This is a genomic window from Campylobacter sp. BCW_6466, from assembly GCF_001762835.1.
GTDB classification, from domain to species: Bacteria; Campylobacterota; Campylobacteria; order Campylobacterales; family Campylobacteraceae; genus Campylobacter_D; species Campylobacter_D jejuni.
The window spans coordinates 15,833-28,475 of sequence record NZ_MJXO01000048.1 but is presented as its reverse complement, the minus strand read 5'-3'; the positions used below and the strand labels follow the sequence as shown (position 1 = coordinate 28,475).

Sequence of the window (12,643 nt, the reverse complement as noted above, 5' to 3'; positions counted from 1 at the left end):
TCCTACTTATTAAAATTTCATCCTGATAATTTTAAAATTATTGGGATGGATGTTTTTTTGGATTTATTTTTTTATTTTTGTTTTATTATTTAATTTTATAAAAATATAATTATCTTTTTATGCAACTTATAGGATAATATAGGATTTTAATTTTATTATCTAGGAAGATCATGTTTGATAAAATTCATTATTATTATTATTTTAATGCTAATTATGAAAAATGTTTAAACTTGAGTGAGCAATTTTTAAAAGAAAGTCCAAAATTTGCTTTAGAATTTGCTATGCTTTCTTCTTATAAACTTTCTCTTTTTCAAAAAGCTTTATATTATGCTCAAGAGCTTTTTTCTTTAAATCCTACAAGTTTTAATGGTCTTATACTTGCTAAAAGCTATATTGAAAATTTAAGATTTGATGAAGCCTTGAATTTATTACAAACACTTTTAACTCGCAAAGATGATTTAGAAGATGAACTTAAGTTAGAATTGGCTTTTATTTATAAACTGAGTAATAAACTAGAAGAATCTGAACAAATTTTCAAAGAATTACTTTCTAAAGATATGTATAATCTTAATCTATGGAAAAATTATGCAGAAATTTATTTTAAACATGATTTTACCAAGGCATTAAATGCACATGAACACTTATGTCATTTTATGCAAGATTTGATTGATAAACTACAAAAAGGAATCATTGCTGAACAAACCAATCTTAATTTAGTCAAACTTGAAGATAGGCTTCATAGTAAAACCAAAGAAAATCTTACCATTTCTAAAATAGAAGATTTTTTAACTCATCAAATTTTACCCCAAAAAGCATACTTACTTTTTAAGCTTTTTAGAATATCTGATTCTTTAGAACTTTTTCAATCACTACAAGAAGCCAATCAACACCATGCACAGTTTTGGCAAAACTATGCTAAGGTATTAGAATTTAACTCAAACTATCAAGAAGCTTATCATGCTTATAAAAAATGTCTTAGTTTGGATTCTCATGCAACCTATCAATTTGATTTGGCTTATCTTTTGATGCGTATGGGAGTGGATGATAATTTTGAAGAGGGCAAGAAGTATTATGAAAGCAGATTATTTTATGCTCATAATGAAACTTTTTCTACTTATCATTATAATGAAAGCCTAAAAGCTTTTAATAAATTTGGCGTTGATGCTTTTAAAAATAAAGAAGTTTTAGTATTTTGCGAGCAAGGCTTTGGCGATACTATAATGTATGCAAGATGCTTAGAAAAACTTTGCAAAATCGCTTCAAAGGTTTTATTTGCTCCTCAAAGTGCCATGTATGAAATGTTTAAAAATCAAATCAAATTTTTAAATCAAAATGATGATATTTTTAAAAATGTAAAGGTTTTAAAAAATCTACCTACAAATTTTGATTATGCTATTCCTATTTGTTCTTTGCCTTTTTTTATTGATATTAAGCTTGATGAGATTTCACGATTAAAAACACCTATATTGCCACAGAAAAAACCACATAATAAAAGAAAAAAACTTGGTATTTTTTATGCTACTCCTAATGCTGAAAATTCTGATTTATTAAGAAATGTAAAATTTGAATTTTTATTTGATATATTAAAAGACTTAGATTATGAAATCATTTCTTTTCAAATGCAATTAAAAGAAGAATTACCTAAGGTAATAGAAGATAGAAGTAAGCTTATAAAAAATTGGAATGATACTCTAAATTATTTATATGATATTGACTGTATGCTTAGTATTGATAGTGCTATAGCGCATTTAAGTTTAGCTATGGATATTCCTACTATAGTTCTTTTACATCCTAGATTTGATTGGCGTTGGGGAAAATTTGAAAATCCTAAAAGTTATTTTTGGCCAAAAGCAAAATGTTTTATCATAAAAGAACAAGAAGAAACAAAAAGGAATTTGCAAAAACTGATTAAAGATATTTTAAACTAAAGCTTAGTTTAAGAGCTTTAGGTGGAAAATTTGGTTTTTGATAACATCAGCTAGCATTTTTGGCATTTGGTTTATAATATCTTGATAATTTTGCTTTGCATCTTGACCTTTTAATGTCAAATTTAATTTTGCATTTTTTGCTGAAAGAATTTTTCCATTGCTTGTAGAAATGATTTTAAAATTAATACTAGCCACACCTTCCTTACTCGTTGTGATAAAATAATTTGTAATATTTACATAAAAATCTTGCAAATTTACCACCACAACATAATCTGTAAATTTAGCATACATTTTAGCCTTGTCTTTTTCTTGTGTTAAAAAAGGACTTACATTTATAAGTTTTGCATCTTTAGGACTAAAATGCGACAAAGTTTTAGAACTTTGATAAATACCATTTGCAGCAGAATTAACCCAATTAAGTTTTAAACTTTGAATCAAATTTTTAGCAAATAATGTAGAAAACTCCTTATCACTCACCCTAAAACCATCTAAAAAATAACCGAAATTTTTCCTAAAAGTTAATACAATAGCAAAATCAATATCTTTATCTTTGCTGATTTGTGATTTTTTTTCAATCAAAGTAGAACTATCAAACAATGCTTTTTGTTGATCTAGATTTGGATTTGCAACATTTTGATTTAGATCTATTAGCTCAAAACCATCTGTGCTTTTTTCAATTTTAATAACCTTTTTCTGAGAAAAATTATTTGCCAAAAGATTAGAACTTAAAACTAAACTTAAAAACAAAATGAAACAATACCTCATCTTCATCCTTATAAACTATTTAAATATAAAATTATACTCTTTATTTTATAAAAAATCTTGTAAAAAATTCATAGATGAAACACAAATAAAAGGACTGGATTTATAATTTAAAGGGTTATATAAAATGTATTTTTTAGAAAAATCTCCCATAAATCCTCCATTTTGATTAATCAAAAAATCTCCTGCTACAATATCCCAAATATTAAGCTTTTCAAATCTTTTATAAACTCCTGCCTTAGCCTCTAAAATAGCACAAAATTTTAATCCAGAGCCTATATTAATAGCTTTTAATTGATGCTCTTTTGCAAAGTCTTCATCTTCTTTGCTAAGATGATTAACACTCAATAAGGCTTTATATTTATTTTTCTCGTATTCTTGCTGGTCAATTTGCAAAGGTTTATCGTTTTTATAAACCTTAGTTTTTGCATGAGCATAGAATATATCACCTTTTGATGGATTTTGTATAAGCGATAAAACAGGGCGATTGTCATGAACTAAACTTATCATAACACAAAATTCATCACTGCCTTTTAAAAAACCACTTGTTCCATCAAGAGGATCAATAAGCCAAAAAGTTTTTAATTCTTCACATTCTTCTTTGCTGAGTAATTTTTCTTCTGATAAAATTTTAATATCCGTAGAACCTAAAATATCATTTAAAATTTTATTAGAAGCAAGATCTGCTGATGTAAGCGGGCTTTTATCTTCTTTTTCCCAAGTTTTGAAATTTTTTCTCTCTTCTAAAATAGCCTTAGAAGCTTGATTGCTAGCATTTATAGCAATTTCTAAAAATTTATCAAGATTAAGCATGATTATAAACTTTCTATAAGATTTTTAAAATTATACAAGAAGATTTTGTGGAATTTTTAATTTCCACAAAAATTTTAATTAAATTTTACTAGTTTCACCCAAATAAAGTTGTCTTGGACGGACTATTTTAAGACTTTCTTGCTCTTTTTGTTCTATCCACTGAGCTATCCATCCTGGGGTGCGTCCTATAACAAATAAAGTGGCAAACATTTCATTTGGAATACCTAAGGCTTTTAAAATAAGTCCGCTATGAAAATCAACATTCGGATATAGCCCTCTTTGTACAAAATAATCATCATTTAAAGCAATCTCTTCTATACGCGTTGCTACTTTAATAAGATTGGTATCAATACCCAACTCATCAATAAGTTGATCACGAAGTTTTTTAAGTACTTTTGCTCTAGGATCAAAATTTTTATAAACCCTATGCCCAAAGCCCATCAAACGGAAAGGATCGTTTTTATCCTTAGCCCTTTTGATGAATTCATCTACCCTATCAACACTACCTATTTGCTCAAGCATTCTAATAACACCTTCATTAGCTCCACCATGTGCATGACCCCAAAGTGCACCAATACCTGCTGCTATACAGGCATAAGGATGAGCATGAGTTGAACCCACAGCACGAACCGTTGAAGTTGAAGCATTTTGCTCATGATCTGCATGAAGCATAAAAACTGTATCAAGTGCTTTTACTTCTATAGGTTTAAGCTCTACATGATCGTAAGGATAAGTTCTTAACATATATAAGAAATTTTCTGTAAAACCACGATCTAAATTTGGATAAGCCATAGGAAAGCCATGTTTATATCTATAAGCGGTGGCGACTATAGTAGGGATTTTAGCCACTATTCTAGCTGCCATTTCCATATATTCTTCTTTTACGTTCATGTTTAAATGATCAGGATAAAAAGCACTAAGCGATGAAACAGCACCTTGTAAAACTGCCATAGGATGAGCATTATCAGGGAAAGAATCAAAAAGACGATGCATACCTTCATGGATAAAAGAACGCTTTTTCATTTCATAACGAAACGCTTCAAGACGCGTAGCATCAGGTAATTCTTTATAAAGTAAAAGATGAACCACATCTAAATAAAGTTTGTTTTCAGCAAGCCACTCTATAGGATAGCCACGGTGCATTAAAATTCCGTTTTCTCCATCAATATAAGTGATTTTTGATTTACAAGTAGCTGTAGAAGTTAAGCCCTCATCATAAGAAAACATTCCTGTTTGTTTATAAAAACTTGACATATCTACAACGCTTGGCCCAGTTGTACCATCATATATAGGAAATTCATAGCTTTTTCCATTTCTATTATCGGTTATAGTAACGGAATTTGACATTTTCGCTCCTTTTATTGTTACTTTTATTAATTCTAACAAAAAAGGACGATTATGAGTTTTTTTATTATTGAATTTTTAAGATTTTGTTTGCTTTTTTGAGTAAAAAAGTAACTTTCATTTTTTAGAATTAGAAAGAAATTTAATCATACTCATAACAATAATAGCCTCAAATAACGCTGTTAAAATAAGTGCTGAATAAAGCTTCTCATCAATAACCTTGCCCGAATAACCCAGAGTAGCTGTTGCTATAAGCAAGGTTAAAGGCATAGAATGACTAAGACCAAATAAAATCATATTTTTAAAACCAATTCTTTTTAAAAAAACACTTGCACATAAAATTCTTAAACCCACCATAACAAACATAAGTAAAAATGCTTGTAAAACGATTTTATAATCTAAAATCATTTTAAGATCAAAGGTTGAGCCTATATGGATAAAAAAAATAGGGATCAAAAACCCGTGTCCAAAAGTAGAAAGCTTGTGCTCAAGATCTTTTTTATGATCAAAAAAAGTAGCTATAAATGAACCTGCTATAAAAGAGCCAAGAACGATTTCAAGTTTTGTAATAACCATAGCAACAATAATCAGTATAAAAATGGCCATACAAAATCTTATATCTTTTTCATTTTTATCTTCCCATGGCATAAGCACAACTTTAAGCTGAGGATACCACCAAAAAAGCACACCAAGCATTTTAAATCCGAGCAAACAAAGTCCCAAAAAGATATTAAGATATAAAATACTTTGCGCTACATCAATAATACCTATTCCTTCGCGCAAAAAAGCTCCCGCTATAGTCAAAAGCACAATAGAAATCACCTCAGCTAAAGTAGCTACTATCATAGCAATATTTAGCCAATAACACTCTTTTCCAAAATCCTTAAAAAGTAAAGATAAAAGCCCTACACTCATCACAGGTATAATGATAATAAATACTAAAGAAAGTCCAAAAATCCATACTATAAAAGAAGATAAAGCGTAAAGTAAAAAAATATAAAAAAAACTTTTTTTGACAACTTCTTTATCCATATTAAAAAAGGCTCTTAAATTTACCTCCATGCCCGCTATAAACATTAGATAATAAAAACCTACATTGGCTAAAAGTGCAAAATTTTCACTTTTTCCTATGAAACCAAAATACGCTATTATTGCCCCTAAAATAATTTCAGTAGCCGAAAGAGGCAAGCGTAAAATTTTTGCAATATGCGGAGAAAAAAGTAAGCATAAAGCTATAACAATAAGAATTTTTAAATCAATTAAAGCCTGTGTATCAATGACACTCTGATGCAAAAGTAAATCCCATTTCTTTTAATTTTATTATATCTTGACTTGGTTCTTCACCTTTAGTGGTTAAATAATCCCCTATAACAATAGCCCCAGCACCTGCTTGAAAAATTTCATATTGTCTTTCTCGTAATACCACTTCACGCCCACCTGCTACCATTACCACGCTTTGCGGTAAAGCCTCTTTGGTATCACGAACAATTTTTAAGGCTTCATCAGCGCTAAGTCTTGGAACTTGTAGTTTTAAATTTTCATTTGCTATAAAAAAATTAATAGGCGTTGAAAAAGGTTGTAATTCTTGCAAAGATTTTCTAAAACTTAGCCTATCTTCTTCACTCTCACCCATACCATAGATTCCACCACAACAAAGCATAAGCCCTGCTTCTTTAGCGTTTAAATTGGTTTGAAATCTACTTTCCCAAGTATGCGTGGTGCAAATTTGCGGAAAAAATTCCTTAGAAGTTTCAAGATTGTGATTATAAGAAAAAATTCCTGCTTTTTTAAGTTCTTTGAGTTGTTCCACGCTTGCCATGCCATTACAGGCAATTAAAAGCAAGTTAGGCACTTCTTTTTGCACGGCCTTAGCAGCTTCGCAAACATACTCAAGCTTTTCATCATCAAGCCCAAGTCCTGCTGTAACCAAACAAAAACCCAAGGCTTCATTTTTCTTTGCCATTTTTGCTTCTAAAACGATTTGTGAAAGTTCTTTACGACGATATTTTTGAATATCTGTTTTTACATGGGCACTTTGGGTACAGTATTTACAGTCTTCTGAACAATTTCCACTCGCTATATTTGAAATAGCACAAAGCATGATTTGCATTCTAATCCTTCATTTCTTTTTTGATTTTGCACTTTAAGCATTCTAAGAATGTACCTTTTTTAAGCTCTTTTATCACTAAAGTTTCGCCACACTCTTCGCATTTTTCTTCACTTGGTTTGTATTTGCTTATAAAATTGCATTTTGGATAAGCACTACAACCATAAAATTTACCGCGTTTTGAAAAGCGTTCTACGATTTCACCTTTTTGACAACTTGGACAAGTAATACCTGTACCATTGGCTTTGGCTTTTGCGGCTGTGTTTTCGCTTTCATTTTTACTTTCACTTTTTAAATTTCTTGAATACTTGCATTTTGGGAAATTTAAACACGCTACAAATTCTCCAAAACGCCCTTTTCTAATAGCAAGTTCCCCGCCACAATCAGGACAACTTTCACCTAGTTTTGTGACAGTTTTTTGACTAGCAATTTTTGTTTTTCCTTCTTCGATTTTTCTCATAAAAGGATAGTAAAATTCTTTTAAAGTTTCTTGCCAATCTGCCTTATCTTCAGCGATTTCATCTAAGGTGTTTTCAAGGTTTGAAGTAAATTTACTATCTACTATATCGCTAAAATTTTTCTCAAGCACTTCGGTTACATTAAAAGCGATTTCACTAGGAATGAGTTGTTTTTTGTCTATTTTTACATAATCACGGCTTGTAAGTATAGAAATAGTTGGCGCATAAGTAGAAGGGCGACCTATACCCAAACTTTCAAGTTTTTTTACAAGGCCTGCTTCTGAATACCTTGAAGGCGGTTCGGTAAAATGTGAGCTCATTTCTAAATTTTGTATTTTTAAATTTTCACCTATTTTAAGATTTGGTAAAATTTTATCCTTATCCATATCGCCATAAACTTTATAATATCCATCAAAAAGGATTTTTCTACCGCTTATTTTAAAAACTGCTCTATCATTTTTTACAAACACATTTTGAGTTTGAGAAATAGCAGGATTTATCTGACAGGCTAAAAAGCGATTGTAAATAAGTGTGTAAAGTTTTAACTCATCTTTGTCTAAAAATTTGGCCGCAATTTCTGGAGTAAAACTTAAATTTGTAGGGCGTATAGCTTCATGGGCTTCTTGAGCACCTTTGGCCTTTGTAGTATATACATTTGCTTTGCTTGGAAGATAATCTTGGCCAAAATTTGCTTGTATGAATTTTCTTGCATTTTCTATAGCTTCTTTGGCCAAATTTAAACTATCAGTTCTCATGTAGGTAATAACCCCCATCACGCCCTCGTGAGTATTTACTCCTTCATAGAGTTTTTGAGCTATCATCATGGTTTTTTTAGGGTTAAAACCAAGGCGATTGCTAGCACTTTGCTGTAAAGTTGAAGTCATAAAAGGAGGTGGTGGAGCGATTTTTCTTTCTTTGCTTTCAATGTCACTTATAGTATAAGCTTCATTTTTGCAAGCTTCCAGTACAAGTTTGGCACGATCTTTGTTGATAATGGTAAGTTTTTCTATCTTAGCTTTGTCAAACTCAACTAGTTCTGCATCCAAATCTTTTTGAAAAATCATATCTATGCTAAAATATTCCAGTGGTACAAAGGCACGAATTTCTTTTTCACGATCGACTATGATCTTTAAAGCCGCACTTTGAACACGCCCTGCGCTAAGTCCTCTTTGAATTTTTTGCCCCAATAAGGGGCTGAGTTTATATCCTACAATGCGATCTAAAAGGCGTCTAGTTTGTTGGGCATTTACAGAGTGCATATCTAATTTTCTTGGATTTTTTAAAGCATTTTCTATAGCACTTTTAGTAATTTCATGGAAAACGATGCGTGGCAAGGTGTTTTCATCTTTTCCTATAGCTTTTGCAATATGATAAGCTATGGCTTCTCCTTCTCTATCCTCATCCGTTGCAAGATAGACTTCTTTGGCATCTTTGGCTTTGCTTTTAAGTTCTTTAACTAAGGCGCTATGATCGCTTGTGATTCTATACTCAGGGATAAATTCATCATCTTCTATTTTAATCCCAAAGCTTGATTTAGGTAAATCTCTAATATGTCCTTTAGAAGCAATCACTTCATAATCTTTTCCCAAAAAATTTCCTATGGTTTTAGCTTTTGCAGGAGATTCTACTATGATTAAATTTTTCTTCATTTTACACCCTTGTTAAATAAAAAGCTGAATTTAGCTAAAATTATTTAAAATTCTACTTATAAAATATATTTTAAAAACAAAACTATCATAACAAAATAAATAAAATATAATTTTAAGTAATTTTAAATACAAATCATAATTTTTGGAGTATAATAAAATAAAAAAGGCAAAATTATGAATGGCAAAACTTATAAATTTCATCCAAATGATACAAAAATGGATAAAAAAATAATTCAAATTACCGAAAAATCCGGATTTAAAGCAGCTGTGTTTTCTATGGCCGCTATGACTATGCTAGGAAGTGTAGTCATTTCATCTGCTCTACCTGCTATCAACAGACATTTTGAAGAACTTTTAACCCAAAGTGGTGCTACTCTTGCTTCAAGTTTCACATTAGCTCATCTTGATATACTTGTTCGCTTAGTTTTAACCATTCCTGCTATTTTTGTTGTCATTTTATCTCCATTCGCTGGTATTTTAATGGATAAATTTGGCAAATTAAAATTCATTCTTCCAGCTATGGTGGTTTGGACTATTTCTGGAGTAAGTGGCTTTTTCTTAAATGATATTTATGCTATACTGACTTCAAGAGCTATTTTTGGTATGGCAACTGCTTTTATAATGACAGGCGCTTCGGCTTTACTTGGAGATTATTATAGTCGCGGTGGCTTTAATCGCAGAGAAAATGCTTTAAGTCTTCAAGGATTTTTTTGTGCGGTAGGGGGTGCTATTTTTATTTCTATTGCGGGATTTGTTTCAAGTTATTCTTGGCGTTATCCTTTTTTGGTGTATGGACTTGGAATTTTAATTACCTTAATGACTATCATTTATCTTTTTGAACCTAGAAAATTTAAATTCTATAATCATACAAAAATAGAAGCAAAAACAAATTATTGGCAATTTTTCCCTATCTATTTTATAGGTTTTTTTATCATGGTAGTTTATTATATTTCGCCAACTCAACTTCCTTACTATATAGAAGAACATTTAAGATTGGACCCTAAATATATAGGTATTTCGATGTCTGTGTCTGCACTATGTTATGGTTTTTTCTCTCTAAGCTATAGATATATTATAAAATTCTTAAGTATTAAAACTATCTATGTTTTAACTCTTTTTATCGTATCTTGTTCTTTTTTGCTGCTTTTTTTAGTAGATAGCTTTTTCACAGTTTTAATCGCCTTAGCTTTGCTTGGAATGGGCGGAGGTATTATGCTTGTAAATAATACGGCTTATCTTTTTTCAATCTGTCCTGAAAATGCTCGCGCTAGGGCTTATGGAATTTTAGCAAGTTGTATATTTTTAGGACAATTTTTAAGTCCTATTATCTCTCAACCTATCGTTAGGAAAATGGGTCTTGTAGATGCTTTTTTAATATGGTCAATAGTAATTTTTATAGTGTGCATTGTGTTTTTATTTTTAAAGCAAAAACCTAGGATAAATTAGCAAGAAAAATCTTGCTAATTTTATTTATTACAAACCTACTGCACTTAAAGTTTGGTATTTACTCATATAAATTTGAGCTTCAATTTTTCTCATTGTATCAAGCGCTACTTGAACTACAATAAGTACAGAAGTACCGCCAAAATGAAAAGGCACACCCATAAATTTCACCAAAACCCAAGGCAAGGTTGCAACAAGCCCTAAATAAATAGAACCTGATAAAGTTAAACGAGAAGCCACTTCATTAAGATAATTTGAAGTTCCTTCACCTGGACGAATTCCAGGGATAAAACCGCCTTGCTTTTTCAAATTTTCTGCTATGTCTTTAGCGTTAAATACAATAGAAGCATAAAAATAAGCAAAGAAAATTACAAACAAGAAAGTTAAAACATGAAACAAATAACCATTTGGATTTAAAAAGTCATTAATGGCTTGTAGATAAGGATTTGTACTAGTTTGTAAAATCGTTGTTGGAAACATCAAAATCGCACTAGCAAAAATCGGTGGAATAACTCCACTAAGATTGAGTTTAATAGGAATATAATTCATAATGCGTTTGTTTTGATTTTGCATTACAACTTTACGAGAATAAGAAATAGGAATTCTTCTTTCTCCAAGTTCTACATAAATAATCACGCCTATAGTGATTAAAATCAAAGCAAAAATTGCAAAAGCGGTTAAGAAATTCATCTCACCTGAATTAATTTGTCCTACAGTTCCTGAAATCGCTCTTGGAATACCTGAAACAATACCTGCAAAAATGATTAAAGAAATACCATTTCCTATACCTCTTTGTGTAATTTGTTCGCCAAGCCACATTAAAAGCATAGTTCCTGCAAGCATAGAAATAGCACAAAGTGCGATAAACATATTTAAATCTTCCACCATTATAGCCCCTGCGCCACCACGACCATGTAAGCTTTGCAAACCTATAGCAACGCCTATACTTTGAACCAAAGTAATCACAATAGTCGCATAACGGATAATTTGCATATATTTTTGCATACTATCACGCTCTTTTTTCATCTTACCAATATTTGGAAAAGTTGCTGCAAGAAGCTCCATAATAATAGAAGCAGTAATATAAGGCATAATACCTAAAGAAATGATAGAAAAGCGTTCAGCCGCTCCACCACTAAAAACATTAAATAAACCCAAAGCATTGTTTTGATTGTTATTAAAAAATTCCGCAATCACATCAGCATTGACGCCAGGAACTGGCACATAAGCCAGAACCCTATAAGCAAACAAAAATGCTAAGGTGATTAAAATCTTATTCGTCAATGCTCTATTCATTATTTTGATCCGGTGACGCTAATATTCTCGTCTTTGATTTTTGATACTAAGTCTTTTGCACTTGCACCAATTAATTTGATTTTATTCACAGATTTTGAAATTTTGTGAACACTTTTAATGCTCTCAAATGTAATTTCATTAAGCTCTTTTACAGCTGTGATTTTTTCAACATTGATTACATAAGGTTTTTGAATTTTAGAAGTAAAACCTACTTTTGGTAGTCTTCTTTGAAGTGGTTGTTGACCCCCTTCAAAACCTCTTTTTTCATTATAGCCTTTTCTAGCAGTTTGACCTTTACCCCCTTTAGTAGCAGTCTTACCCATGCCAGAACCTTGACCACGACCAATTCTTTTAGTTTTATGCGTTGAACCCGCTGCTTTTGTTAAATTCATCTTCTTATCCTTTTAACATTGTTAAAGCTTTGATTGTAGCACGAACCACATTAGCTGAATTATTTGAACCCAAAGACTTGGTTAAGATGTCTTTAATACCTGCAAGCTCGACGATAGGGCGTGTAGAACCACCCGCGATAACTCCTGTACCTTCACTAGCTGGTTTAAGTAAAATTCTACTTGCGTTGTATTTTACCTCTACATCATGAGCGATAGTTGAGCCTTTAGTTTTAACTTCAACGATATTTTTAAACGCATCGTCAACAGCTTTACGGATAGCATCTGGAACTTCCTTAGCCTTACCATAACCAACACCTACCAAACCTTTGCGGTTTCCAACGATAACTAAAGCAGTAAATCTAAATCTTCTACCACCTTTAACAACCTTAGTAACTCTGCCGATATCGACGATTACTTCTTCAAATTCTTCTCTATTATATTTTTCCATCGA

The 12,643-nt window shown here is 31.1% G+C and carries 11 protein-coding genes; 2 read left to right on the top strand and 9 right to left on the bottom strand.

From position 1 onward, the window contains the following. Positions 1 to 170 precede the first annotated feature (170 nt). Complete coding sequence (locus tag AJ887_RS05805) at positions 171 to 1,928, top strand: hypothetical protein (RefSeq protein WP_070284955.1); 1,758 nt, start codon at positions 171 to 173, stop codon at positions 1,926 to 1,928. 3 nt (positions 1,929 to 1,931) lie between these two features. Here AJ887_RS05805 and AJ887_RS05800 read toward each other — a convergent pair whose 3' ends face one another. The 6 genes from AJ887_RS05800 to topA form a co-directional block, all read right to left on the bottom strand. Then, a complete protein-coding gene (locus AJ887_RS05800) occupies positions 1,932 to 2,699 on the bottom strand; it encodes a hypothetical protein (protein ID WP_083262112.1) in 768 nt (255 codons plus the stop codon). Positions 2,700 to 2,738: 39 nt separating this feature from the next. Further along, the gene (locus AJ887_RS05795) at positions 2,739 to 3,503 is read right to left on the bottom strand and encodes a 3'(2'),5'-bisphosphate nucleotidase CysQ (RefSeq protein WP_070243354.1); all 765 of its coding nucleotides are present in this window, start codon (positions 3,501 to 3,503) and stop codon (positions 2,739 to 2,741) included. 78 nt (positions 3,504 to 3,581) lie between these two features. Continuing rightward, positions 3,582 to 4,850: a citrate synthase gene (locus AJ887_RS05790; RefSeq protein WP_070240235.1), complete on the bottom strand. Its 1,269-nt coding sequence runs from the start codon at positions 4,848 to 4,850 to the stop codon at positions 3,582 to 3,584. A 114-nt stretch (positions 4,851 to 4,964) separates the two neighbouring features. Continuing rightward, complete coding sequence (locus AJ887_RS05785) at positions 4,965 to 6,140, bottom strand: cation:proton antiporter (RefSeq protein ID WP_070240237.1); 1,176 nt, start codon at positions 6,138 to 6,140, stop codon at positions 4,965 to 4,967. Then, positions 6,121 to 6,957 (bottom strand): biotin synthase, encoded by an 837-nt coding sequence (locus tag AJ887_RS05780; protein WP_002855968.1) that lies wholly within the window; start codon positions 6,955 to 6,957, stop codon positions 6,121 to 6,123. The genes AJ887_RS05785 and AJ887_RS05780 overlap by 20 nt, the downstream gene beginning before the upstream one ends. A gap of 1 nt (position 6,958) precedes the next feature. Continuing rightward, positions 6,959 to 9,061, bottom strand: coding sequence for a type I DNA topoisomerase (gene topA / locus AJ887_RS05775; protein WP_070284953.1), 2,103 nt, complete (start codon positions 9,059 to 9,061; stop codon positions 6,959 to 6,961). Positions 9,062 to 9,235: 174 nt separating this feature from the next. On the opposite strand from topA, the gene AJ887_RS05770 reads away from it, so the two are divergent. Then, positions 9,236 to 10,507 carry an MFS transporter gene (locus tag AJ887_RS05770; RefSeq protein WP_070240239.1) on the top strand — a complete coding sequence of 424 codons (1,272 nt, stop codon included), beginning with the start codon at positions 9,236 to 9,238 and terminating at the stop codon, positions 10,505 to 10,507. A gap of 27 nt (positions 10,508 to 10,534) precedes the next feature. Here the strand turns inward: AJ887_RS05770 and secY are convergent, their stop codons facing one another. The 3 genes from secY to rpsE are packed head-to-tail and all read right to left on the bottom strand — an operon-like array spanning position 10,535 to position 12,640. Continuing rightward, a complete protein-coding gene (gene secY / locus AJ887_RS05765; RefSeq protein WP_002860827.1) occupies positions 10,535 to 11,800 on the bottom strand; it encodes a preprotein translocase subunit SecY in 1,266 nt (421 codons plus the stop codon). Then, complete coding sequence (gene rplO / locus AJ887_RS05760; protein WP_044778600.1) at positions 11,800 to 12,192, bottom strand: 50S ribosomal protein L15; 393 nt, start codon at positions 12,190 to 12,192, stop codon at positions 11,800 to 11,802. The genes secY and rplO overlap by 1 nt, the downstream gene beginning before the upstream one ends. A gap of 4 nt (positions 12,193 to 12,196) precedes the next feature. Beyond that, positions 12,197 to 12,640 carry a 30S ribosomal protein S5 gene (rpsE, locus tag AJ887_RS05755; protein ID WP_002779428.1) on the bottom strand — a complete coding sequence of 148 codons (444 nt, stop codon included), beginning with the start codon at positions 12,638 to 12,640 and terminating at the stop codon, positions 12,197 to 12,199. Positions 12,641 to 12,643: the final 3 nt, after the last annotated feature.